A 25,274-nucleotide genomic window follows, 5' to 3' on the forward strand; every position below is an offset into this window, starting at 1 on the left:
CAGTCAGGCGCGGGCCACTGGGATGTCCTCAAGGCGCGTGGTGTATTGCGGTGTGAGCCGCATTTGCCTGGCTCCCCATGCCCGCTCCGTACCCACTCCCGTTCCCCCGACAAAGACGGTGCCCCGCCCGTATCGCCGATTCAATCTGTCAATCGTGGTCATCAAGTGCGACTGGTCTTCTGGCTCGGAATCTTCCAAATCAAGTTCACCTTGGTGGAGCGTGGAACTCGCTAGATCCAGCAATATCACGCCAGCTTTTTGCAGCTGGTATCCGTCTTCATAGAACCGGCGCACTCCCGCGCGAGCTGCCTGGACCAGAATGGATGTGTCTGCAGTAGGCCTGCGCAAAGGTACGACTACTCCGCGCGAGAACTGGGGTGGTGGGCGAAAAGGCGAACTGTGCGCAAAGACATAAAGCTGGCCCGCGAAGCTCCCCTGCTTCCTGAGTTTTTCTGCCGCGCGTGAAGCAAACTCACTCACTGCCTCCAGCAATGGCTCCAGCGTTGTCACCGGACGGCCGAAGGACCGCGTTACCGCGATTTGCTTTTTATCGGTGGGCACATCTTCCAGCGCCATGCACGATTGACCGCACAACTCGCGCACAGTCCGTTCGAGCACAACGTTCCAGCGGCGCCGAACGGTACCAGGGTCCATCCTCGACAGATCCCAAGCAGTGAGCACGCCGGCCTCTACGAGCTGCGCGCCTATCTTGCGGCCCACCCCCCACACATCCCCCACGGCGGTCGCCTGCATGATCGCCTTCAGCTCGTCAGCACTCAAGGTCGCGAGGTTGCACACCTGCGCCAGGTGCGCCGGATAGCTGCCCGGTTTCCTCTCTGCGTCCTTGGAGACGTGGTTCGCGAGCTTGGCCAACGTTTTCGTCGGCCCGATGCCCACACCGCACTGCAGGCCGATCCATTGGCGTATGCGGGCCCGGACCTTGAATGCCCTCTCGGTCAAGTCACCGGGGATGCCGTCGCAACTACAAAAAGCTTCGTCAATGGAGAAGAGTTCCGTCCGATAGCCAAAACCCGCTATGAGGCTCATCAGGCGCGTGGACATATCACCGTACAGGGTGAAATTGGCACTCAAGGCCACGAGGCCGTGGGATTCGCTCAAATGGGAAATCTTGAACCAGGGGGCTCCCATCTTGATCCCCAGAGCTTTCGCCTCCTCGCTACGGGCAATCGCGCAGCCATCGTTGTTTCTGAATGACCCTTACAGTTAGTAAGGAATAAGTGATTGAATTCACTTGTGGAATGGCGCCTAACAGTTTTTGGGATGATTTCGCTGTCGGTGCAGATAACCCAGTCGGCAAGTCCGCGTTGGGCTAAGAATTTTGTTATGTAAGGTCATGTCTTCTACCTCTGCATGCCTTGTCATAGAAGGCTTCGAAGGCGAGCTGCAAGTTGTGAACAGGTGTCCACCGTAAGCCCTGTTCGGCCATCGACCAAAAACAAGGACTTGCAGAACGGCCGATAGAGCCACGATCGATCATCCACGGCGACCCAATTGTGATGTGGCATGTTGTTGGCCCATAGCCAAGCATGACACTCCGCCTCCCGCTGGTACCCAACAAGAGTGGGCAGGACGTTCGTAAGAGCGCAGTATCTGGGGTTTACGCCTTCGATCATTGCCGCAATGTCCGGAGAAAAATTTCGGATTAGCGCCTCGTAGGGTTGTTCCAGCCGCCAGGTGCTGGTGATAACAACTCGGCACTCAGGCACTTGCCGTAGAGCTTCTTCCAGAATGGGAAGGCGGCAGAAGTGCCTCGACTCATGGCAATGCTCGGGGTGCAGAACCCCATCAAAATCAAGAAACAGGATGGGCATGCGCTGGCCTCATAAACAGATTTCCAACAGAGGCGGATTTTTCTAGGGTAGTTGCCTGCCAATGAGACTAGTTGGTCGTGGCCTTTTTGGTCTCATTGGGCGGAAATCGGGCGAATGTCCTCCCGAAAGCGTGTTCCACCCCAAGCCGACTTTGGTCGGGCACTGCAGCAACTGCGCGCTGCTCGGGGACTGGTTCAGGAAGACTTGTTGCTGGCCACCAGCCGCCGCCACATCAGTCGCATTGAACAGGGTCATCAGGTACCCAGCATCCGCACCATTGAAGTGCTGGCCGAGCAGATGCAGATTCATCCATTAACGCTGGTTGCTGCCGCATACTGCCCGGATCTTGACGCCACCTCGGTCAGCGAACTCCTCAGGACCATCAAAACGGACTTCAAAGGCATGGCGTCGGATTAGGCGTGGCAAGCCGAATCGGCTTGCTCCCTGGCGTGTTGAACCAACATTTGAAGGCCTTGCATCAGCCCGGTGCCAATGGAAGTGGCGTCTTGGCGCTGCAGCATGCGATTGACGATCTCCCGATCAACGGCAGTGCTGAGCAAGCACAGCGCCTCTTGGAGCGTCTCCATGCCGACCTCCAAATTGTCGCCCGAGCGTTTTGCGCCCGCCTTAGACAGGAGCAGCAGGGCAAGGGGCAAGGCTGCACGAGTCGGGTCGTGGTCCCCGTTCCAGCTAACACCAGACAGAAGATCTCTGAACTGGTCTGACACCAGCAGCAATTGCTTGTCATCCAGCGCATCCGGCAAGATCGCCTCCCATCCCCTCGACATGATCAGGCCCATCATGTCCTGTGCTCCAAATTTTCCGAGAGTCGCTTTTTCCAATCGCAGCATCATTCTTAATTCAAGTTAATATGAGACTAATTGGGCCCGTTCGAGGCCGTGCGCAAAGATAGCGGACCCGCAATGCCATTTCTTTGTTCTAGCCATGCACTGCCCTGAATGGAAACAATCCGGTTGCCTTGATGCGCTTAAGGAGGCAACCAGCCTGTTGCCTCAGATCTTTTCACCTTGAAGAACCGCCTAAATCTCACCCGCTTGGCCGAACTTGACAGTCAGTTTTGCGATTTCGCGAAGCTGCAGCCAACTACCGCGCCCAGGTGCGGCTGGACAAAGACGATCCGATTGGCGCTGGGCATGAGTTCTCAAGCACTGGGAGAGCGTTTGGGAGTAACAGCTCAGGGGGCCCGTAAACTGGAGCAGGCCGAGGCGAACGGGAACATCACGCTGAACACCCTAGCGCGCCTGGCCCATGGACTGGATTGCGAAGTGCGCTATGTATTTGTTCCGCGAACCAGTTTGGTGGAACAGGTGCTCAGGCGCACCCATGAAGTTGCTGGATTTCCGATGTCGCCTGTGCATGCTCCGAACGACGCTCTAATGGAGGCGCAAAAGCTGCAAGCACTTTCTACTGTTATTGCCCAAGTGAACAAGCGAGGACTCTGGTGAGTCGGGCGAACCGTGATACTGGACTTTGTGACCATACGCTCGTGCTAGCTGCAAAGCGCGTGGTAAGTTGATCACCGATAGGCCGGCTTCGGGCTGGCCAGTGATCTGAACGCTCAGGGGCTGGAGTCACCCTTCTTGGGAGAAAACTTGCCGTTCACTAGTACCCACGCGGATGTGTCTTGCCCACCAGCCATGTAGGCCCTTAATAGCGCCCAGAAGCTGTGCCTGGACACCATCGGGTACATGATCATGTTCAGTGGACTTGGAGTAGCCCAGGACCTGAGATGAGCATCCACCTTCCGAGCATGCTCGCGGCGTCTATGGACAGGGATAGCCAAACAGGTGTTGAAGACTACAGCAAGGGCCAGCTAGGAATGGCTTCGTCGATGAGGACTTCTAGCTCCATGGTCCGCTTGAGAGCTAAAAGAATATGTTTATAGGTGCCTAATTCTTCGAATGACAAGGTTCTGTCTACCCGGTCAGCGAGCCACTTCTTAGCGACTGTGTAGCCGCCGACACGATATTTCCACACGCTCTCAGGAACGCCCTCAAAGTACTGTGCCTCGTTTATATAGACGCGACCTATCCTGTCTACCGATAGGTCGTCATCTGTAGCTGGCGCTACTTCTGGTCCTTTTGCCTCGTCGAGAAGTTGGAAGCTCACCTCTTTAACGATGTTCGATCCGGCGCCAGGGAACGCGAACTCGCCAGGTGGCGCCATCACCTTCAGCCTGTGAAGCGCTATGAGCTCTTTGCCCAGTTCGCTGAGGCTCTTGAAGACCGGAGTACTTCCCGTGAAAGGTAGGCGAGGGTGCTCACGCTTAAGCGGGTCTGCATAGCGGTCTCGATAGGTGGGAGAAAAAAGGACTGCGTATATGTAATTGAAGACATCCTCTGGGCCAAAGGTGGTAACAAGGTCGCCTGCGCCGTCTGGCACCCATTCAAGACCTAACTTAGGCGAGAGCTCTGCTACAAAGCCTGGGTCGAAATTGGCGATTCGAGCGGGCTTGTTGTCTTTGTCCAGATATGCCTGTTCGTCGTCCTTAGGATAGACGTACAGCGGGTAGAAATAGTTGACCTCCTTGAGAGATACGGTGTGGTGCGTGAAAAGCTTGTCAACCACGAATGCGTGTTCCCAGCCCACGGCAATATCAATTGCTCGTGTGGAGCCCAAGGCGATGTTGTCGCCGGAGAGCATGTGTCGTGAGGCCCGCTCGCGGCGGTGAACGGCAACGTGGGGGTTGTAGACGGTCCACCGTGTGTCAAATGGGCGATAGAGAATGGGTCGCACCTCCTTCTCCCAGGACTTATCCTTGCCAAGCTCCATTTTTGCGTCGGCATAGCTCCATTGGTCGGTCTTGCAAAGTCGCCAGAGTTCTCGGGCCTTAGCTTCAGACTCGGTAGCGACAAAGGCTTTCACCTTGTCTTTCGCCTCTTGGGCTGACCACGAGATTGCAAACTGATCTTGCGTTGTGACGATTCCAGGCGCTGGGTCTTTGGAGTGCTGGTTGAAGATTTCCGGCAAGGACTTGTAGCTATGAAACTCCTGTACGTTCGTGTCGTCGTATGGAACGAAGAGTCGTTGCGGCGGAATTGGGGCGAGCACCGTCCATGGAGTATTGGCAACGTCGTGTGCATCGAGCCAGTCGTACTTACTTTGCCGAGAGCCGGAGATGCTGAAGTGGCGAACCGTTTGCTGCTCAGCGCGCACAGGGCGCTTGATCATCAGAGCAATGGCAACGCCTTGTTGAATGTCGAAAACGTTCTCGTCCTTCGAGCCGTCTTCAGCTGCATCTTGCCCCTTAGTGCTTCCCTTGAGGTCAAGAATAAAAATGTCATCGAAGCTTTTTTGAAGGCTCGCTCGCATGTCCATGAACGTCGCGTTCTGGAGATAGCGGTTGTTTGTAACAAAGGCCAGTACACCGTGGCCGGTTTGGTCAATGCGCCACTGTGAGAAGCGAATGAACTTGGCGTAGTCATCGGAGAGCCACTTTGCTTGACCCGGCTTTAAGAGTGTTGGACTTTTCTTATATTCACCCATGAGCTCGCGAATCCAAGCGCCTTTATTAACGCTATGCCCGGAATAGGGTGGGTTGCCCACTACCACCATGATTGGTGTGGACTGCTTCACATCACTTGCTTGCGACGCCTCGGCCGACAACCATTGAGTGAAGAGAGGGAGGCCCGCTAGCTCGTGTGCCTTCTCAAGCGTGTTTGTAAGAAAGACCCGAAGGCGTTCATTACTCGCAAAATCGTATCCAGTTTCTCGAAGCTGAATGCCAAGCTTCATGTGAGCAACCGCGTATGGGGCCATCAGCAACTCAAACCCGTAGATTCTTGGAAGAAGGTGCTCAGCCACGTAGCTTGGCCACATTCCTTCATTGCCCTCGAACACTTGATGAATCTGGTCCACCACGTTGAAGAGAAATGTTCCCGTACCGGCCGCTGGGTCGAGAATTTGAACGCGGTGCGTGAGTACCTTCTCCTTGAGTGGCGTTCCCTTCTTGTTCATCTTCCCTGTTGGTTTCTCAACCTCCACTTTGCTGTGGTCTGCCAGACCCTCGGCCAATCCAAAAGCGTCCCGCAGGATGTGATCCACTGACCGCACTATGTAGCCGACCACTGGCTCTGGGGTGTAATACACGCCTCGCTGTTCACGAAGCGCTGGGTCATACTCCGCCAAGAAGGTCTCATAGAAGTGAACCACTGGGTCCCGACGCTTTGATGCCTTACCAAAGTGCTTGAGCACTTTCGATAGGTCCGCATGGTCAAGCAAGTCTGCCAAGTCGTCCACCGCCCAGGCAATGCGCTCGTCTAGCTCTGCTCCAGCAATATTTGAGAAAAGCTGTTTGAGGAACGGGTTTGTCCTGGGTAGGTCGTAAGCGGCGCCTTGTCTCGTGAACGGGGTGCCCTCTTGGTGGTTAAAGCGAGCCGCAAAGAGCCCGTAGCAGATTGTCTGCGCGTACATATCCGCGAACTGTTCAGGCTCAAGGTCGTCACCAAAGAGCACGCGCTTAAAGCCTTCGAACTGGGCGTGGAATTCACCTTCACCGTTCTCCAGCTCAAAGGCTTTGGATATCAGTTCGCGGATAAGTCGCGCCATTTGGGCCATTCGCGTAGCGAGGTCGCGGGGGCTTGAGGCAACTGGCAGTCCAGAGGCCACGAAAGTCTGCAGGAGTTCCTTGGCTGATTCGATGCCTTCTGGACTTCGCGCGAGAGTCGCGCCATTCCACTTGCCTATGGTTGCGGTTGCGACTAGCTCACCGTCTCGATACAAACGAAACGCCAAGTAGTCCGTGAGCACGAGATTTCTCAGGCTTGCGCGGTACCGTTTGAGCTGGCTACTGGCTTCAACCACCGAAAGGTCTTTACCGACGTCTTTCGCCTCCACGTAGCCAATGGGTGTCGATGCTGAGTTGGCCTTCGCGACAATGTAATCTGGCGCGCCACAGTCGATACGCTTGGGTTCGTTGGTTGCGACGACCTTGCCAAAGGACTCTACAAGTGTCTTCAGTGCAGGTCGGTGGGTATGCTCAGTCGCGTTGCCAAGCTTCAACGCTTTTTCAATAGCGGAGAGATAATTTTCGAAGTTCATATTTACTGCCGCAAAAGAGCCTTGAGTTGGTTGACCTTGTTGGCGAACTTTTCGACTTCGTTGGATTTCATTCAAGCTGCCTTGTGAGCTCGCGTTTCGTTGTTGTATTTCTGTTCGCGAAGTACAAAGGCTGCCACACCACCTTCCATGATTGCTTGAATGTCTTTTCGAACATGTGGAGACTCCACGGGGCCTACGTGCGGAATCACAGTTAGTGAACCATCCGCGAGCACCTCGGTCGTGCAGCGAATCGCTAGCTTACCGCTGCGATTCTCTAGAGCAATTACCTGCTCTGCGTCACCGAGAACCGGAATGTTGGCATTGTGCGAGACGACTATCAGCTGTCTGTGCCACCGACTTTGGCGAAGCTCCTTGACCACCAGCTTAAATATCCATTCAGAATCAAGATCGTCTTCCGGTTGATCCAGCACAAGAGGCTCTTTTCCATGATGAAGCACGAAGGCAAGCATGGCAGCTGTGCGTTGCCCTGGCGAGCCCTGGACAACTGGTTGCCAATCCTCCGGTCGGTCCGGCCGCCCATCTTCCTTCAAGAAAGCCATGCTTGTAACGTCCTCGGGTAGTTGGGCCGCGATTCGATATCTGGCGCTCTCATCTATGGCGGCGAGGCGCGCCAGGAAGGGCGACTTAAAACCTGTAGCCTCCGCAAACGGCCTGACTTCTTTGGTAACTAGAAACGTTTGCCAGTTCGCGAGGCGGTCAGGTAGTTCGGCTTCAGGGCCTTTCCAGAGCCACTGTGCAAGCTCCTGAACTTCAGTCACGTATCCGTTTTCCCGGATTCCTGCGGTCATACGTACGAAGGCAATCCAAGGAGCTATGTCCTGGGTGTACGCATGACTGAACTTAAGTCGGCCGCTTCTGCTGGCCACGCTATCCAAAAGCGAATTGCGCACGTGCCTTCGAAGGCCATAGAGCTCTTGGAGTTGTTCCCATGCCCGAGCGCATTTCTCGCTCTCTTCGACCAACTTTTCTCCGCTAGCTTGCAGCGTTACAACGGTCTCCCGAGTTCGCGTTAACTCGTCTTGAAGTCTGCTGAATTCACTCGGAGAAAGCCCCTTCGTCTCCAGCTCATGCTTGTAGGATTCAAGGTCAAGCTCAGCCGCTTTGACAAGAGCCTGCCACGGGCCTTGGGACACGTTGCTCTCGAAATCGTCAAGTTCTGCCCGAGTGCTGATGGAGATTTCCGATAATGCTGTCGAAAGCTTCGCATTAATCGTATTGAAGCGGTTGGCAACTGGCGCGAACTCAGGCGAAAGAGCTGTCCCAGGAACGGCAGAGATGCTTCTGTTCGAAAGGACCTGATGCAATGTATTGATCTGGTCAAGCGCGTCTTCTAACGCTCCGACTTGTTGACGAAGACTGCTTTCCTCTGTCTGACGAAGTTCAATGTTGGCAAGCCGGGCTTTCACCTCTGGGGCAGAGAATGCTGCGACTTGCTCCTCAAGTACGGCCACATTAGCAAGTAGCGCTGGCAGCTGTTGCAACTCAGTAGTCAGCCGGTGTAATGCTCTGCGCTGGTTTGTCCAATGGGCGCGCGCGTCTTCAAGCAACTCTTCAAAAGTCTGGCTGACTGAAGTGATGCCGGGCGTTGGTACGTTCCATGCCTGATTCCAGCTGTAGGGCTGTCCCAATCCGCTATCGACAAGTGAAAGAAGGCTTCTTGAGGTGAGCTCAGGGTCGCTCTTGTCCCCTGCTGCGCGTTCGAAGAGTTCCTTTTGGCTTATCACCGTTGCAGTGAACGAGGTGGGTACCACTTGGCCATCAAAAGTCGTTTGGCTTCCCGTTGAGAGTGTCCAGCGAGCATTTTGCTGTGACTGTGATTCTTGAAGATGGTGAGTCGCTTCTAGCGTGGCCGCTTGAAACACAGTCTGAGCAAATTCCTCTGCGTCTTCCTTGAGGCGAACGGGTAGACCACTTGTGGTCGAGTAGAGCTGCCGGAGTGCCGCAACGACTGACGATTTACCGCTTCCTCGGCCACCTACAATGACGTTCAATCCAGGGTGAAAGTCAAGAGACAGCGCCTCGGCAGAGTTGCCAAGATTCCCACCTAATGTGAGCGACGAAATCCAAGCATGCCGCACGTTGTTCGGATTGCGGTCTTTAAAGCTCGCGAGCTTGGGCGACCAGTCACACAAGATGCGCGATTCATGGTCTAAGAACGCTTGGCGAAGAGCTTCTATTGTTGGCTCTGACATGCGTATCCACGTAAAGCGCTTGCCGAGTTGCTCGAAGCTGTAGGCGTCAGAAGTCGAGACGAACGCCAAGCTCTTCAGCCGAGGAAAGTCCGTGAGTTCTCGGCGCTGGAAGCGTGCCTTCCAGCTTCCACCTTCAGGGTTCGAGCAATCGCCTGCGTCGATGGCTGCTAGCCGTTCATGATGAAGCGCTTTGAATCGAATGTCTCCCCTGACTGTGTCTTTCGAAACTATGCCGTTTTCGGAGAACGCGTGCGGTGCAATAGCCAGATATTCGGCGGGAAGCGCTTCAAGGATTTGAGAGGTCGTGAGCTTGGAGGAACCGGGTACTTGGTTTCCGCCTTGCATGCGAAAGGGCGGGTGGTTGTGGTCGTATCCAATCGGGCCATGTATCAGGCGGTCAAAGTCCTGACCAGTGGCGGTGCGCTCCCCAATGACAATCAGGTGTGCGCCATCAGCACCAGTGGAAGAAGTGACCTCACACCCAGGAAACACGACAACACCATGGCGCATTCCTGCCGCCTTGACTTCATCAATCCACGTGGATGTATTGTGGTCTGCCAGCGCAATAACTTCTACACCCTCTGCGCGCAGAGCCGCCATGTAACCGTCTAGAAACCGTGCCCGCTCCGAGGAACGCAGTGCTAAGTCAGCATCATCAACACGGAACGCTGAGTTCTGCGGAAATGTAAAGTTCCAAGCTGGAGTCGCAACCTGAAGATCGCACTTCCACCAACGTGTTTCTGCCATGTTTCTCCTCCCAGTCGTTTACTGACACTACTGACTCGCCTCGGTCTTTGCGGAGGCTGTTTGGCTTAAGTCGGCTCTCTGCCACAGTGGCTTGAGGGACGATTTGCCAGCAGTAGTTTGCCTCAGCTTCCGCAGGCGCGATGTATTTTGTGGGTTCAAGCCGGCGATAGCGGTTGAACCACAAAAGTGTCAATCGTCAAAGTACACGCACTTAGGCAGCAATGTTCTCTAGGCCCAACAGGGACTTCATGGGGCTGATGAAAATCTCCTGGCCACCAGCAACCGATTTTCAGTGACGGTAACGTACGGCACACGGCCTTGCGCATACACTTCCGACAGCCATAGGTCCGCACTTCGCGGCACGCCAGAAAAACAAGCCCACTCAACGATGCAGACGAACTTTTTTCCCCAGACACAGGCTTTCGAGGTGCAGATTGGCAATGCCAACAGTTTCTTGTGGGCGTGTTACAGCGGGCTGTGGCATCTCGTGTCCGAGGCGAAGCGGCTGGACGATACGCTTGGCGTGACCGACTGGAAGAAGGCTGAGAAATACCTGATGCCTAGTGCCCCCGGTGTCGGCGGTGTCGATCTCAATGAGATAGCCATCCGTCGCCCTTGGTCGGCACACGAGGAAGAGTTCGAACAGAACATCCTGATTCAGATGTCTGTACTCTACGAAGATTGGGCGAAAAGTGTGTGCGACCTAATCGATCCCAATTTAGTCGGAGCCGCGGAGTTGTTGCAGTTCCCGGCTTCGAAGCCGCGGAGTTGGCTGGCCATCAAGACATGGAAGGCTTGGAAAAGCGCCATTGATGCGCGCCCTTCGGCTCTGATCGCCAACGAATTTCAGCCCGGATTGCTCGCTCGCCATAACCGAGAAATCCTGAAGATCGAGCCACTGTTGAAGTGGTACCGGTTTTTTAAAGAATGCAGGAACGCCAGGGTGCATGCCGCTGGTCTTCACACTGAGGCCTCAGTGAAGGCGTACGACAAGGCCAAGGCCACGAGATTGACGACGTGTGGCTTGAGTCGTGATTTAGCGCTTTCGCAGCCTCCTGTTGAAGGCCAGGCCGCTACGATGGGCATGAAGAACGCTCTTCTCGGGTTGGCAGTAGTCAGTCGCCTCGCGAACGCGTTCGACGCGCTTTTGTGCCATTCGCCAGCGTGCGAAGCATATGTGCTGGGCAAGCTGACTGCCGCGAGCAAAGCCACCGGCCGTCTCCCTGGCGCAACTCCGGCCAAGCGGAACGATCACATCCGGTCCATCCTGAGCAAAGCCAACGTTCCGCTCCCTGCTACCTACGCCGCGACCGATAGCTATCTAAAGCAGCATAAGCTGATCAAGTTTTAGACGAGGAACTTCGAGTATGCGACCTGGGAAGTCAGTTTGAAGACTGCTTGCGATCGCAGTGTGGGAGACCCAAAGAGGGGGCCAGCGCCATGTGCATCCGACCGTGCCACCTCTACGCCAGCGGCGTGATCGATCGTTCAGCTCACGGTCGATCCAGAGATAAGGTAGTCGGTATTTTTTGCCTAAGGGTGCTGGGTTCGGTAGTCGCTTCAGCACATTGTTGCGAAACACATGTGGCTCACACCCATTTGCCGATCTGAGGGCAGGATATTCATGCTGTCCGCAGCTCGCACGCGCCAGCATACAGACAGTTCGTGTGTTTTGAGTCGAGGGGCCGAGTCAGGTTAGGATGCGGTCACCTGAGTACGTCCTGCTCAGGCTCGAGCGATAGGCACATCCTCCCACCGCGTCGTGTACTGCGGCGTTCGCCTCTCCTGCTTCATCCCCCAGTCCTTGCCCTTGTTGGTGCCCCCCGTGGCACCCGAATGCACAGTGCCCTTGCCATAGCGCTGGTTGAGCGCATCCAGTGCCACCATCAGCTGGGTGCGGTCCCGGTGGTCTTCATCCTCCAGATCCAGCTCACCCTGCAGCACGCTGCCCGGCATCAGGTCCAGCAGCATCACCCCGGCCTTGACCATCTTGTACCCAGGCTCGTACATGCGGCGCATACCGGCTGCCGCCGCCCACACCAGCTTGCCGGTGTCGGCCGTAGGCCGGCGCAGGGGCACCACCACCGACTTATTGAAGCGAGGGCCGGGCCGGAACGGAGAGGTGTGGCAGAACACCAGCAGCTGGCCGGCCAGGCTGCCTTGCTTGCGTAGCTTCTCCGCCGCGCGGCTGGCGAACTCGCTCACGGCTTCCACCAACGGTGGTAGCTCGGTCACGGCCTGGCCGAATGACCGGGTGCATGCAATCTCTCTCTTGGGCTCGGGCGCGTCATCCAGCTCGATGCACTGCATGCCCTGCAGCTCACGCACCGTGCGCTCCAGCACGACGCTCCAGCGCCTGCGCACCATGGCCGGGTCCAGTCGGGCCAGGTCCAGGACCGTATGCACCCCGCACTGATGCAGCTGCGCGCCGATCTTGCGGCCCACACCCCAGACTTCTTCCACCAGCGTGCTGGCCAATACATCGTCCAGGTCCTGGGCAGGCAGGGCGGTCAGGTTGCACACCTGGGCCAGCTCGGCCGGGTAGCTCCCCGGCTTGCGCTCGGCGGTCTTGGCAATGTGGTTGGCCAGCTTCGCCAGCGTCTTGGTGTGCCCAATGCCGATGCCGCAGGGGATGCCCACCCACTGGTGGATTCGGGCGCGTATGGCATGACTCCGCTTGGTCAAGTCGCCCCGCATGCCTTGCAGCCCGATGAACGACTCATCGATGCTGTAGATCTCCTGCGAAGGGCCCAGACCCGCCGCCAGGCTCATCATCCGGTTGCTCATGTCGCCGTACAGCGTGAAGTTGGCGCTCAAGGCCACCAGGCCGTGGGTCTCTTCCATGTGCCGTATCTGGAACCACGGCGCACCCATCTTGATGCCCAGGGCCTTGGCCTCATTGCTGCGGGCAATGGCGCAGCCGTCATTGGAGGCCAGCACAATCACTGGACGACCATTCAAACTGGGTCGAAACACTCGCTCACAGCTCACGTAGAAGTTATTGCCATCAACCAAAGCGAACACAAACCGCCCCTTTGAACAGGACTACGCGCCTGAGCATTTTGGTTGAAGAATCGAAACCACTTTTCCAGTGGCCATACCCTTGAGTAGAGCAACTTCGTTCAGAAGTACGTGGTTGACAGATGCAAGCTTTGCCAGGTCAGCGCGCGCCTCAGCGAGTTCCTGCCTGAGTGCACGGTTGATTTCTCGCTCACGGACCAGCGCGTCATGCTTGGCATCGCGCTGCGACCGCGTTGCCTTGCCCATCAGCCCTCTAATCTTTTCGGCGAGGTCCGGGTAGGTGTTGTGGATTAGCGCTGGGGTGACTCCAGCCAACTTGGCAACCGCAGAGATGGACACTTTGCCTTGGCTTGCCTGCACTTCGTCAATAGCCCGCTGAATCTCATCAACTGTTCTTGTTCGGCTGCGCACCCTTGGATCATTCATTTCCAACTCCTCTAGAAACTGGCCCGTCTAGCGTTGTCGGTAACACACCAAGGTCCACCATGACTTGATGCGCCCACTGAACGTCACGCTCAGCACGCTGCTTGACCGCCGGGCCCGCATCATTAATGGCCAACAATTCGATTTGTTGCTCATAGATGCCCTTCCAGATGTCGGTAAACGACTCATCAATGACGCCGCTCTTGCAACCAACGCACCGGGTAGCTTCATACAGACCCGCGCCACCACACCCCTTTTCCTGGGCAAGGCACCAGCCGTGTCCCGTGGCTCGTACGTGAACCTGGGCCGCCGTTTCCGCCAACAACGCAGTCCGACTTTGGAGGGTAATAGCACGCGCCTTTTTTATTTCGCGTCCAGCGCCGCCGCTCAAACGCTGATCACTGAGCCAGGACTCAATCAAGTCCACCTTGAACTCATTCATCTCTTCCAGCACATCATCGAAGAGCGATGCATCCTGCATAGGATTGGACGCATATAACTGGGTCATGCTCATGCTGGAATGCTTGAACTGCCATTTGAGGAATACGAGCGAGGCACGCCCCATCCGTGACTCCACGATATTGCGCGCATAAGTTCTGCGGCACTGGTGTGGTGTCAATTCCCAGTCCGTTCCGGCAGCCTTTGCCAAACGTCGAAATGAAACCTTGGATCCTCCACCGGATAGTGCGTCAACGTGATAGCCCGCCGATTTACTGCCCCCTGATAGGCTGGTGCAAAGGAACAGTTTTCTGACGTCTCTCTTCGCCTTTGCCAACCGCAACATCTGACTCGTCGAGTTGTGAAGCGTGGCGCTGCACTCCAGTTCCGCGATTTCAAGAGCAAGCTTCTCTTGAAGCGGCTTCACGTAGTGGCTCATCAGATCCAGAACCTGGACTGTGAGCTCGGGTATCAGGAACTCAACCTTACCTTTTCCTGTCTTGTGCTCGGTGGTGGCGACCCAGTGAAATTCAACGCCATCTCTCACTTCACTACGCCAGGACCCAGCCTCGACCCCAATCGCCTCCTCATTGCGCATGCCGGTAGTGATCGATAAGACGTAAAGCGCAGCATCCCGAATGCGGATGAGTGAAGGATTTCTAAACCCCAACCCCTTCGCATCGCGTTCATTCAGAATCCCCGGCGCTGCTTGGAGAATATCTTCACAATAATTGAATAACTTTGCCTGAACATCTGGTGGGATGATGGGCGTCTTCCCGACTTCAGTTTGTCCCAAATGTTTGCCGCCGCTAACCTGCGACAGCGAGCGCTCGCCCCATGGAGATTCGGCGAGCGGTGACGACGTATCGCTGCGGAAAACCCATAAAAGGTCCAGGATGCGTAAGCTGTCGTAAACACTGCGCGCGTTGCGAGTAAGTCGGGATTTGGTGCGATGAATATAGTTCGAGACGTGAATGGGCTTCACCTGATCGAATCTCTTGATATTTTGCGCACTCAGCCAGCGAATCATTGGAATCGCTGATGCAATAGCAGTTTGGCAAATACCCATTGCTATGGGGGGGGTTGAGCCCGGTAGCCCGCGCTTAAACCATGCATACAAGACCGCCTTGCAGTCGTCGACCAAGTCCTGGGCACAGTCGTTTGGCCAAGGAATGTATTTCTGACCGTCCGCTATGTTGGATTGCTCAAAGTAGGGTCTGAAGTCCCAAATGGGATCTCCGAATCTGGAGAGAACGTGGCTAATCCCATTCATGCCAACCACCGCACTGATCACAATGTTAGATTTGGCGGACCCCGATAGCCCTGTGCATGAAACGGGCTGGGCGGCCAATATGTCGTAATCCTTGGAGGGCTGCGATGCAAATGCGTTAACGGCCATAGCGGGCCTCTCTACTGAGTTGAGACTGGCGCATGCGTATTGCCCAGAAGGGGTGCGGGCTTGTTTCTGCCAGTGCCTTTGCTTGCTCCACTGTTTCCGGGAAGAAACTATCCACTGCAATTCGGTCGATTTGCGCAATCAGATTCCGATGGTGGCCTTGCCACTCCTGCCACTCTCCTCCGGCGTAGTAGTCCAACTCCGACATTAGGAATCGCTGGAAGCTGAAGAGCCGGTGCAGGTCTTTGACCGTCCCCACAATGACATAGCTTGGACAGCCTAAGCAATGCGTGAACTCCGCGCAATGGGTAGCGCCGTCTTTCGGAGCGAGCGCGCCTTGCAGGCTGTCCTTGCAACTACCAGTGGGAGTCGACACAAGCTCTTGGCCCCTGAGTTTGGCTGGGAGCACTTCGCCAATGAATTTCGCACTCTCCGCCAGATACAGCTCTAAGTCGTTGATTTTCAAAGACTTTTAGCCAAGTCATCAAACTGTTATACGGCTGGTTATACGATTGCTTTCAGCCAGTTTTGGCTCAGAAAGTGGCACTCCCACCAGCCTGAAGAAGTTCTAGCGCCCCCCGGCCCTAGAACTTTTTTTCATTGGTGGCTTCCCTTTTGACATCCACCCCCACCAGCCCGGTACCAAGCGCCAGTGCAGCCCCCTGCGGCTTTTCCGCCAGCGCCACCATGCCGCACATCAGCAGCCAGTGCTCGGTCGCCTTGAGCGCCGTCTCTAGCGCCCAGCGCTTCAAGTCAGCCACCGGCATATCCCGAGGCACCCACACCGTTTCATCCCAGTGCCATGTCGCCAACCATGTGGCTTGGTGACCGCCATTTGCACTGGCATACCGCAACTGCGGCGCCCGGTGCCCTGCCGCCTCAAACCGCTCGGCAATGGCCGCTTGGTGCATTGCCGACAGCCGCCCCTCCCCCTGAATTTCTAGCCACAACCCCAAGCCTTGTGCCCAGCTCCGTTGGCGCAGTCGCAGCGCTGTGACCACAGGGGTGTTGGCTTGTAGTTCCCTCGCCTGAGGTTCCAGCACCACGCCCGCCTCTGAATAGCGCAACGCAGGCACTGGCGACAAATCGATGCGCCATTCGTCACTGCTGGCTGCCGTGCCGCTTTCTTGGGCTACATGCACCTGCAACGCTTCGGCCACACACTGCCACCACAGCACCCGCAGGCCTGGCACATCATCAACACCCATCGCCGCCCGCTCCCAATGGGCTACCTGCCGGGCCAGCACCCGTTGCGGCACACCCATCGCCTCTGCCGCATCCCGAAACGCCAGCATGGCAGGCCCCTCGCTGACCGAATGCCCCAGCGCCCTGCGGGCAAACCGTAGCACCCAGGCATGGTCGGTGCGCCCTGACTTGGCTTGCCACAACAGCACCACCGCCACCGCGCCCAACGTATCGAGCGATTCCCGCAAGGCTTCTTCAAACCCACTCGTACCCATCCACGCATGCCACTGCCCGAGCTCGGTAACGTCATACGCCGCCATGAACCACACCAGCAAGCGTAGCGCCCGTAAATGCTCCTGGGCCTCTACACCCCACAGCAAGCGCGCCACTTCGGCATCGCCTTCGTCGCTTTGCGGGTACTGCTCCAGCAAGCCCTGAAGATCCCGCCAGGACGCCAAGCCCAGGCGGTGACGGGCGTGTTTGCAGAAATACCGCACGGCAGCCATGCGCTGGGGTTGCGCAGGCGGGGTGTGCAGCGCCGTGTCAACCACCTCCAACACCAGCTGCGCCGCACCATCAACGGCTTCGTGTGGGGAGGCCAAACCAGGCAGGGGCAACAGAGGCGGCAACTCCAACAGCGCCGTGAGCAACCGCTCCAGCGGTGGGGGCATCAAGGAATCGTCGGTCATCACAAAGCACCTCCAAACAAAACAGCTCAAAACGAACTCCCGCCAGCCATGTGCTCATGCGGCCATACGGCAGCGGCACTGGGAGGTCTGCCCAGCGCTACGGAAAGCGGAAGTTCAGGAAGAAGAAAAGAAAGAGAAACCGAGGAAAACAAGCCGAACTGCTTACTCGCCCTCTTGCGCCTGCACCACAGGCGACAGCACCAACACCGCGTCGATGTTCACGCGTTCACTGAGCGTGGCCACCACACGCCGTGGCTGCTTGCTCGCCCAACGGGTCAGCATGGCATTCCAGGGCACTAGCGGTATCGGGGCCATGGCCGGGTCCAGCACCAGCAAGTCAGCGGGTTCCTCTGCCTCAAAGCGCATGCCCACAGCCAGCACCCAATGCATGTAGCGCTCAGTAGAAAAGCACACCAAGCACAGCTTTCCATCGGCCAGCGCATCCAAGGTGCGTTCCGCCACGCGTGAGCGCAATTCCTTGCAGTGCACTTGCTCGGCATAGGGGGCCAGTTGCTGCTGCAGCTCTTGGACCTCGCAGCCATCAAAGTAGTACCGCTGCGCCACTTTGCGCAGCGCTTGCAGGCGCACATCGCGGGTGTCCCAAATCAGCGCATTGCGCCGCACTTGGCCCAGCACCATCAATGCCATCAAAACGCAGTGGTAGCCGCAAGTGGCATCCACTTCCCCCTGGCGCACATGCAGCCGCTGGTTGCCCACCATGGGGCCATGCATGCCAGCACTGATTCGGGGGTGGCAATGGTAGGAATGCAGCATTGCTCAGTATTCCTCCGGCAGCAGCAAGGTGGTCGAGCGCCGGTCGGCCTCGGTGATGATCCACAGCCGGTGGTTCGGGGGGATGTCATAGACCGACAGCAAACGGCTGCCGTAAGTGAGCGCCGCAGCGTTCGCTTGCTTGTCTTCCTGGCACAAGTCACCCCAATCCCCCGCGACGTGGCGCAGCACGAACGGCAGCGGTGCCAACTGCAGCGCTTCGAGCATGTCGAGTGCACCGGGGGTGATCAGCACAGTGCCCAAGGAGAACAAGGGAGTGCGTTGTTGTTCGTAACGCGCGCATGCGGCGGCCTGACCAGGCGAAGAGGTCATAGGAAAGCTCCTGAAAGAAAGGGAGAAGGGAAAGAGGAAAAGAACGAAGCGCAGCTATGCGCTCGGCACCACCGCCAGCACACCCTGGCGATCTGCCACCACACAACCCATCACCACCGCGATGACACGGTCACGGCGCTGCCACGCGTGCTGTCATGGCGACAGCGGCGCGCACGCTACCGTGGGGTTACTGCGCGAGGGAAATCAAGCTGGGGGATGGGGAGAATGCGACCTGAGAATACAGGCGGGGGGAAAGCTGATATTGATTTTCAGCAAGCGGCTAAAAAAGCCAATTACCAAAACCAACATAAGTTTATATCGAATTATAACACAACGTCGGCATTGTTGATTTTTCAGCAATATCGACACACTGGAATTCCAATGCGTTCATGTGTTTTTGAATGAAATCAAATTTCAAGCCAACAAAATAAATCGCTCGATGCAAAATGCAGGTGACTCACATATTGATAGATTTGAATTTTGGCAAACCACCCAGCCCTCCATTGCAGAGTATTAAATTATTTTGCCTTCGTCTCCACGAATTCTGAAACTGCTCTCACGAACATACTTTCTTTCGTCTGCAATCCAATATTTTTCACAATATCCCGGTAAAGCTCATTTCTGTTTCCTCTGTACTTGTGACGGGAATTTCTTTCCGCAGCCTTTACAAGGCCTGCAATTTTCCCTGAAGCAACGGCCTTGTCTATAGATGTCTTAATATCCTCCAAATTTTTCCTGCCAACTATCTTTTCAATACTCCTCTTGTTTTTATTTTTTATGAGTGGCCTGGAAATTAATGGCTCAGCCAATTCAATTTGGGCTTCAATTTCTTCTTTTGATGGAATACCGCTCAGCAAGAAAATATCAATAGGAATTGACTTTTGATAGGTTGCTTTATTTTCAAAAGAGCATAAGACCTCGAAATATCTAGCCCCTTTATTTTCTCTCCATGAAGCGTAATGTTCGATAAAGCTGTCTTTTTTCAGCACGCCTTGCAGAACGAGAAAAAGCCAGATTCTGTACCAAAATATTTTATGGAGACTTGTCTGCTGTTTGATTGAAGGAGCTTCATTGGCCAATATTTCCTCGACCCTTCTTCTTACTTCAAAATCTTCTTTTGATTGGATTGCCCTGAGGTTAGATGTCACCCCATGCAACTCCAATACCTCATTCAAACTATTGGGCTCTTTTTTTATTTTGGGACCAACCTCGGAGTCAATAGAACCAAAAATGGGTGTTTCATACTTTGAGACTAGCTTTATGAAAAACTCACACGACCAATAGCTTTTCACATTTGACGATGCTTTCAATATTTTCATATTCGCCCTGGTTGGTTGTTTTGTTTCTTTATTAGAAAATGAATTTTCATCCATCTTTTCACTAGTCGCCTCAGGCTTGGCTCCATTCAGAGAAACGACTCCCAAGTCAAGTGACCCTCTTTCCACGACTCGCTATTTCTGGCGGTGCAGTGGTACCACTTTCCTCCCACCGTTTGTACTACAGCACGGTACGAACAACCCTCTCACCTCCTGGCGAGCTTTCGCTCATCCACTTCCATTTTCCACTTTCCTCTCCGAATTTTAAGAGCGCATCTCCACCTCTTCCACTTTCCTCTCGATTGAAAGTGCTGCATTGCGCACCGTCAGTTGAGAGACAACTCAGCGCATACCGCATGGACCGCAAAGCTAGCACTGGCGCGGCTTAGCGAGGAGTTGAACAACATTCGGAAAAAAACTGTGAACCCTGATGGCTGGATGCAGTGCATGTCGCACTGGTCCGTAGCACATACCTGGAGTTCATCCATGAATGAGAAGCTGCAAGCCGTCACGGCTAACCAAGTGAAGTTGCCACGCAAGCGCACTGCGTCGGCCCCCACCCTTCCCGATCCCCTGCGCAATTTCAACGGCCTTCCCGATCAGGCCTTCGTACGCCTCCCCGTAGTGCTGATGCTGCTGGGGGTATCCCGCTCGACCGTTTGGCGTTTGTGCAAATCCGGCGCATTGCCCGCTCCAAAAAAGCTGGGTAGCCATATTGCCGTTTGGCAAGTTAAGGATCTGCGCGAAGTATTGAATTCGGGTTCGCTTTGGACGCATTCTGCTTCGGCATAAATTGCGGATTTATCAAACGCTCGGAAAACCAAGAAAACCCGATTTGATGCTGCCGTAGAGCTGTTTTTCAGTGGTTTTTAGGGTTTTGGCGGCGATGTCGTCAGAAGCGAATGTGCTGGTTACTAGTAATTGATTGACTATGACTAGCTCACCACCACCAACCACACATCGACTACTAAAGCAGATCAACTAGCGGACCAACCATTTAACCAACCTGTAGCGTGCTTGCGTGATATGCAATATCGCCCATAAGGGCATCGTTGCAAGCACCAAAATCACAATTGAAAGCTTTTATGTCTGATTCTCAAACGTCCATCTTCTATATGCCAGCACCCCGCAAAAAGCATGGGGCCATCAACTTTCCCGCAAAGTATGGAATCATCTTTCACAATAAAGAGGTCTGTCACCTCAATACTATGAGTGATCACATTAAGGGTCTAACAAAGGCTAATAATAAGATCATTGCGAAGTTGAATGGTGATTATCAAATCTGCGCATACAATCTATCAGTAAATCCCCCTGCAACCTTGATCGGCAACAACGTATTGATGAGCAATTCTGTCTACCAGGCTGCGCTCACCCATAAATACCTGCTGCAGATCCATCTTGCGGAATCGGGGGGCGTCGACCCGGCGTATGTGAAGACCATTAGCTTGAAGCATTGCGAGTTTCAGGAAATCACACTGACTTACTGCTTGGAGTTTGAATCGGACAAGCAGGCCGTGGGCTTTCAATCCAAGCTCAAGCGCTACGCAGGGATTGTGCTGAAGTCGCCCCGCAACACGAATCAGAAAATTTCCAACAAGGTGGGGGTTTCTGCATCTGGGGATACCCAGTCCTGGTATATCAATAAGGTCGAGGGGCGCTCGGTATTGTTCTACGTGAAGGATAGGAACCAGAAAAACAAGTTTTCTAGCTTTGATGCGCCAGAGGTGGCGAGTGATATTTACGCCATTGGCAAGCGCGTGCTGCGGGTGGAAATCAAGCTCAGCACCAAATACCTTGTGGAGAACGGGCTGAGCAAGCCAAGCGCTTGGCGCGGGGCCAAGGGCAAGGCGGTGTATCAGCAGCAGTTCGATTGGCTTCGTACTTTGCTGAAGGTGGATGCGGACTACCGGGTCAACAAGCCACAGCAGCGCCATATTGATCGGCTGTCGGTATGTGACAAGCTGGTACTCGATTGGCACCTCAAGGGCAAGCCCATGAATCGGTTCCCGGAGTTCAAGTCAGGCGAGTGGAAGAAGTCGCCGATCAAGCAACGTATCCAGGAGCGCCTGCGCATCGATATTGATATTCCCTGGAAGACCCAGTGCCGTATCGCGATCCCTGGGCTGAGTGAGTTGCTGTCGCTGGATCGGTTGGTGAAGCCACCGAAGGAGTTGTTGGAGCACAGCCATATGCCCGCGACGGTCAAGGGCAAGAACCGTGTGCTGCGCGAGCGTGTTGATGCGGCACTTGCTGCGGCGCAGATCAAGTGGGATGCGAAGGCGCGTGGCAAGGGCAAGGCCACGAGTAAAGGCAAGAGCAAAGCCAATAGCAGTGCTGCTGGCAATGGAACAACGGCCTCGATCCCGGTCTCCACGCTGTGGGCGGTTTTGGAGGGGTTCCGCAAGGCGGGGGTCCTGGTGCACTTTCCCTCGGACGGGACGACTAGCGATGTGTCTAACTTGATGGGGTAAGTGGTGAGTGTTGCCCCTTTGGTTCTCCAAAGGGGCAACAGTATCGCTCGGAGCCAAATCAGCCAGCGCTATAGGTGGGTTGTGTCTGGCCCTCAATGGTTTATGACGGGTTCTCGGCCCGGCGGTTGAGCCATCGACTGCTCCAGGCTGAAAGCGGCCGGTCGTCTTAGGTCATGCGGTGGTCTGTGTTCGACCCCCAGCAGCCACTCCCCTCTGAACTGATGCTCCGAGCACTGCAAAAATACGGCACTGCTCTACCAGTTATTCGCCTAGATAACGACGGAGTATGGGTCACGCGCGAATGCGCGCCGTAGCCCACACCCAGCAACCCGCCTTAGTAGACCGTGGCCACTCTCAACCTCAAACCGTGCAGGCCGCGTGGCACGAACTTCAGCGAGTGAGCATCTTTTCTCTGAGACTCGAAAACGAAACGATGTGGCCGGACACGGCACTTGCCGCAACCGTGGACGGACTGCCCAACCACAACGAGCCGGGACCTGACCGACCCGGGAAGTTGCGATTGATGGCACTGATCGTGACTTGCTCCGCCCGATGCGACACGCCCGGTCCAGCGTTGATACAAGCGCCGCACCCAGGTTCGACGAGCTGGACACCCATCTGCTGGAAGACCTTGGTCATGCCTGCGCGATCACTGCGCTCCCGCACATCTTGGCTGCCGAACTGAAGGAAAAACTGAACGCCGGGCGCCAATTGCAACCCTCGATCGAGGGCCCATTTCAGGACTTCGTGGTAACCCTCGATGTCCTCGTACTTGCCGCCGGTGCAGGAACCGCCATAGGCAATATCGATCGCCACTCGCTCCGACAGGTCGGCAACAGAGACGCCCCTGCCGGGGTCGCCTGGTCGGGCGACCATTGGCTCGAGCTTAGAGCAATCGACTTCAATGTCGTAGTCGTACCGGCATCCCTCGTCGCTGTGCATCCAGTCCTCCAACTGGAACTCGACGCCCCGCCGCTCGCGTAGGAACCTCACCGTCTCGCTGTCGGGTGCAACGATGCCAGTGAACCCCCCGATCTCGGCCACCATGTTGGTGAGCGTCGCCCGCGCATCCGTGGTCATGTGCGCCACCGCCTCGCCGGTGTACTCGAAGATCTGCCCGACCAACTCTCCGCTTCGTACAGGTTCCAGTCGGAGCAGATGCAGCACCACGTCCTTGGCGTCTACGCCGGGGCGCAACCGGCCGTTGAGGCGAACCCGGCAGACTTTGACTGGCGCCACGCGCACATCGCCCGTGATCCAGGCATTCGCCATCTCGGAAGCACCGATGCCGAAGGCAAATGCACCCACTCCACCACAGTGCGGCGTATGGGAATCGGTGCCCACGACCACCTGACCGGGCAGCACGTAGCGTTCCACCATGATGGAGTGGCAGATTCCCTCTGCACCCGTCTTGCCTGGCAGGCGATGGTGCAACTGCACCCCATAGCGTTCGCAGAACTGTTCCTGCATGACACCCATTGCCATGGCCGAGTCCAGCAGGCCCATCGCGCGCTTTTCTGCGGACATCGTCTGCGGCACGTAGACCAGGTGATCAGCGAAACACTTGATGCGTTCGACGTCATGGAGATGGACGCCCTTTCCCATCGCACTCTTCATGAATGCAGCGCACATACCGGTGACGTAATCGTGCGAATAGCGCCAGTCGGTGCGGACAAATTTAACGTCGTCTTCTGCAAACACACCCGCAACCGGTTGCTTGGCAGTTCGGCCGATGATCTTGTGCACATAGCTCATCGGCCGTTCATGCGCAACAACGGGAGCCAGGTCAATCTCACCTGACAAACGAGCCTTTGTGTAGTTGAACAGCCCGCCCCGAGTAACGATGTCGGACGTTACCGGGTCGAGGCCGTGGACGAGTTCCGCCAACGGAATCGATTCACCCGCCCGAATGCGATCGATGAGTCCGAAGTCGTTCGAGGTGAAGATCCCGAGGTTGTGGCAGTTCTGTCGGTAGATCCGCTCGAACTTCTTTGCGATGACCAAGCGGATACCCGCTACACGCTCGGCGTAAGGGCTGGCTTCTCGGGATGAACCCTTGCCGTAGCGCGCGCCGGCCACCGTCACAGAGAATCCGCCGAGCCGGATGGCGTCGGTTGCGACAGGCCGGCGGCCTCCGCAGGTCAGGCCAACATACGGATAGCGCCCGAGCGTCTCGTCGACAAAGAAACACGCCCAGCCCGGGGTGATTTCGTCCGTCGAGATGTCGTCGCGCAGCTTGCCAGCTTCCGCCAGTGTCAGGTCCTCGCCATTGAGTTGCCTCTCGATCTGGTCAGGATCCTCGGTCAGAAACAGGATGCGGCCGGTGAAATCAACAGTTGTCATGGCAGTCCTCTGGTCCGATTACTCGGTCAACTTGATCTTGGCGTCGCGAATAACTCCTTCGCGCTGGGTTCGTTCCGCTGTCATTCGCTGTGCAAACGACTGTGGGGTTCCGCCGGTCGGGGACAGACCCAGTTCGTTCAGCCTGGTGCTCACCGACGGCTGCCGCAGTGCGGCATTGAACGCTTCATTCAGCTTGCTCACGACTGTTGGCGGTGTGCCAGCGGGCGCCATCAGGCTGTAGCTGACCAGCATGTCCGTGCCTTTGAGCGTCTGGGTGGTGCGGGACAAAGCTGGCATCGCTGCATACGGCTGGTTTGACGCGACTGCGATCAACTTGATCTTTCCAGCAGCCGCAAGGGGTTGTGCCGTGCTGAGCAGGGTGATCAGCGAATCGATCTGCTTCCCGGCCAGGTCCGCCAGCGCTGCACCTGAACCTCTGTAGGGGACATGATTCAAGGGAAGGTCAGCGCTCTTGGAAATCAGTTCGCCGAGCAGGTGGTGGTCCGTCCCGGTGCCAGGCGACCCGAAGCTGAGAGTTCCTCGCGATTTTGCCCAGGCGATAAACCCTGGAAAGTCATTGGCAGGCGCGTCGGCGCTCACGGCAATGACCAGCGGCGCTTCAGCCAGATGAACCACCGGCATCAGGCTGGACATCACGTCTTCGGCCCTCTTGCCATAGAGCGCCGGGTTGATGGCATACAGGCTGTCCGTCGTCAGGAGCACGGTGTAGCCGTCCGGCGGCGCTTTTGCGACCAGCGACGCACCCACCAGGCCTCCGCCACCCGCGCGTGTATCGACGACGACGGGTTGCTTCAGACTTTCTGCAACGACCGCTCCAGCAACACGCGCCAGGATGTCGGCACTGCCGCCGCCGGCGAAAGGAACAACCAAGGTAATGGGTTTGCTGGGATAGGGAGTCTGGGCGACGGCGCGGTTGGCGGCCAAGGCACACAGCGCGATCCCTGCGCAGGCTGCGGTCAGGCGAATCAGTTGTTTCATGGGTGTCTCCATCAATAGGAGCTTCATGGTAGATTC

The 25,274-nt window shown here is 56.1% G+C and carries 20 protein-coding genes; 5 read left to right on the forward strand and 15 right to left on the reverse strand.

Annotation, left to right across the window (positions count from 1 at the left end):
* Nucleotides 1-3 precede the first annotated feature (3 nt).
* The gene (locus ACODSU_RS07740) at nucleotides 4-1,188 is read right to left on the reverse strand and encodes a Y-family DNA polymerase (protein ID WP_488841748.1); all 1,185 of its coding nucleotides are present in this window, start codon (nucleotides 1,186-1,188) and stop codon (nucleotides 4-6) included.
* A gap of 191 nt (nucleotides 1,189-1,379) precedes the next feature.
* Nucleotides 1,380-1,832, reverse strand: coding sequence for an HAD domain-containing protein (locus ACODSU_RS07745; protein WP_488841354.1), 453 nt, complete (start codon nucleotides 1,830-1,832; stop codon nucleotides 1,380-1,382).
* A gap of 114 nt (nucleotides 1,833-1,946) precedes the next feature.
* Between ACODSU_RS07745 and ACODSU_RS07750 the strand changes: the two genes are divergently transcribed.
* Complete coding sequence (locus ACODSU_RS07750; RefSeq protein WP_488841356.1) at nucleotides 1,947-2,249, forward strand: helix-turn-helix domain-containing protein; 303 nt, start codon at nucleotides 1,947-1,949, stop codon at nucleotides 2,247-2,249.
* Here ACODSU_RS07750 and ACODSU_RS07755 read toward each other — a convergent pair.
* Nucleotides 2,246-2,686 (reverse strand): hypothetical protein, encoded by a 441-nt coding sequence (locus ACODSU_RS07755; RefSeq protein WP_488841358.1) that lies wholly within the window; start codon nucleotides 2,684-2,686, stop codon nucleotides 2,246-2,248. The genes ACODSU_RS07750 and ACODSU_RS07755 overlap by 4 nt on opposite strands.
* Nucleotides 2,687-2,887: 201 nt before the next feature.
* On the opposite strand from ACODSU_RS07755, the gene ACODSU_RS07760 reads away from it, so the two are divergent.
* Nucleotides 2,888-3,298, forward strand: coding sequence for a helix-turn-helix domain-containing protein (locus tag ACODSU_RS07760; protein ID WP_488841360.1), 411 nt, complete (start codon nucleotides 2,888-2,890; stop codon nucleotides 3,296-3,298).
* Nucleotides 3,299-3,650: 352 nt separating this feature from the next.
* Here ACODSU_RS07760 and ACODSU_RS07765 read toward each other — a convergent pair whose 3' ends face one another.
* Both ACODSU_RS07765 and ACODSU_RS07770 read right to left on the reverse strand, forming a co-directional pair.
* Entirely contained in the window at nucleotides 3,651-6,968 is a 3,318-nt protein-coding gene (locus ACODSU_RS07765; RefSeq protein WP_488841362.1) for a type ISP restriction/modification enzyme, read from the reverse strand.
* Entirely contained in the window at nucleotides 6,965-9,853 is a 2,889-nt protein-coding gene (locus ACODSU_RS07770) for a TrlF family AAA-like ATPase (RefSeq protein ID WP_488841364.1), read from the reverse strand. Before ACODSU_RS07770 ends, ACODSU_RS07765 begins: the two co-directional genes overlap by 4 nt.
* Nucleotides 9,854-10,241: 388 nt before the next feature.
* On the opposite strand from ACODSU_RS07770, the gene ACODSU_RS07775 reads away from it, so the two are divergent.
* Entirely contained in the window at nucleotides 10,242-11,204 is a 963-nt protein-coding gene (locus ACODSU_RS07775) for a hypothetical protein (RefSeq protein ID WP_488841366.1), read from the forward strand.
* Nucleotides 11,205-11,578: 374 nt separating this feature from the next.
* Here the strand turns inward: ACODSU_RS07775 and ACODSU_RS07780 are convergent, their stop codons facing one another.
* The 8 genes from ACODSU_RS07780 to ACODSU_RS07815 all read right to left on the reverse strand — a co-directional run bounded on the left by ACODSU_RS07780 (nucleotide 11,579) and on the right by ACODSU_RS07815 (nucleotide 19,533).
* Nucleotides 11,579-12,877: a Y-family DNA polymerase gene (locus tag ACODSU_RS07780; RefSeq protein WP_488841368.1), complete on the reverse strand. Its 1,299-nt coding sequence runs from the start codon at nucleotides 12,875-12,877 to the stop codon at nucleotides 11,579-11,581.
* A gap of 21 nt (nucleotides 12,878-12,898) precedes the next feature.
* A complete protein-coding gene (locus tag ACODSU_RS07785) occupies nucleotides 12,899-13,300 on the reverse strand; it encodes a TetR family transcriptional regulator (RefSeq protein ID WP_488841369.1) in 402 nt (133 codons plus the stop codon).
* Entirely contained in the window at nucleotides 13,293-15,134 is a 1,842-nt protein-coding gene (locus tag ACODSU_RS07790) for a tyrosine-type recombinase/integrase (protein WP_488841371.1), read from the reverse strand. The genes ACODSU_RS07785 and ACODSU_RS07790 overlap by 8 nt, the downstream gene beginning before the upstream one ends.
* On the reverse strand, nucleotides 15,124-15,597 hold the full coding sequence (locus ACODSU_RS07795) for a hypothetical protein (protein ID WP_488841373.1): 474 nt from the start codon (nucleotides 15,595-15,597) through the stop codon (nucleotides 15,124-15,126). Before ACODSU_RS07795 ends, ACODSU_RS07790 begins: the two co-directional genes overlap by 11 nt.
* A 118-nt stretch (nucleotides 15,598-15,715) precedes the next feature.
* Entirely contained in the window at nucleotides 15,716-17,005 is a 1,290-nt protein-coding gene (locus ACODSU_RS07800) for a hypothetical protein (RefSeq protein ID WP_488841375.1), read from the reverse strand.
* Nucleotides 17,006-17,167: 162 nt separating this feature from the next.
* Nucleotides 17,168-17,737 (reverse strand): hypothetical protein, encoded by a 570-nt coding sequence (locus ACODSU_RS07805; protein WP_488841377.1) that lies wholly within the window; start codon nucleotides 17,735-17,737, stop codon nucleotides 17,168-17,170.
* A 45-nt stretch (nucleotides 17,738-17,782) separates the two neighbouring features.
* On the reverse strand, nucleotides 17,783-18,109 hold the full coding sequence (locus ACODSU_RS07810; protein WP_488841379.1) for a type I restriction endonuclease subunit M: 327 nt from the start codon (nucleotides 18,107-18,109) through the stop codon (nucleotides 17,783-17,785).
* A gap of 518 nt (nucleotides 18,110-18,627) precedes the next feature.
* Entirely contained in the window at nucleotides 18,628-19,533 is a 906-nt protein-coding gene (locus ACODSU_RS07815) for a hypothetical protein (RefSeq protein ID WP_488841381.1), read from the reverse strand.
* Nucleotides 19,534-19,911: 378 nt separating this feature from the next.
* Between ACODSU_RS07815 and ACODSU_RS07820 the strand changes: the two genes are divergently transcribed.
* Together ACODSU_RS07820 and ACODSU_RS07825 are read left to right on the forward strand one after the other, a co-directional pair.
* The gene (locus tag ACODSU_RS07820; protein WP_409832787.1) at nucleotides 19,912-20,217 is read left to right on the forward strand and encodes a helix-turn-helix transcriptional regulator; all 306 of its coding nucleotides are present in this window, start codon (nucleotides 19,912-19,914) and stop codon (nucleotides 20,215-20,217) included.
* Nucleotides 20,218-20,510: 293 nt separating this feature from the next.
* Nucleotides 20,511-21,896 carry a hypothetical protein gene (locus tag ACODSU_RS07825; RefSeq protein ID WP_488841383.1) on the forward strand — a complete coding sequence of 462 codons (1,386 nt, stop codon included), beginning with the start codon at nucleotides 20,511-20,513 and terminating at the stop codon, nucleotides 21,894-21,896.
* A gap of 390 nt (nucleotides 21,897-22,286) precedes the next feature.
* Here ACODSU_RS07825 and ACODSU_RS07830 read toward each other — a convergent pair whose 3' ends face one another.
* Nucleotides 22,287-24,239 (reverse strand): aconitase family protein, encoded by a 1,953-nt coding sequence (locus ACODSU_RS07830; protein WP_488841385.1) that lies wholly within the window; start codon nucleotides 24,237-24,239, stop codon nucleotides 22,287-22,289.
* A gap of 18 nt (nucleotides 24,240-24,257) precedes the next feature.
* Nucleotides 24,258-25,238, reverse strand: a complete 981-nt coding sequence (locus tag ACODSU_RS07835; protein WP_488841387.1) for a Bug family tripartite tricarboxylate transporter substrate binding protein — start codon at nucleotides 25,236-25,238, stop codon at nucleotides 24,258-24,260.
* Between the last annotated feature and the right edge of the window lie 36 nt (nucleotides 25,239-25,274).

This window comes from Acidovorax sp. FG48, assembly GCF_057809085.1.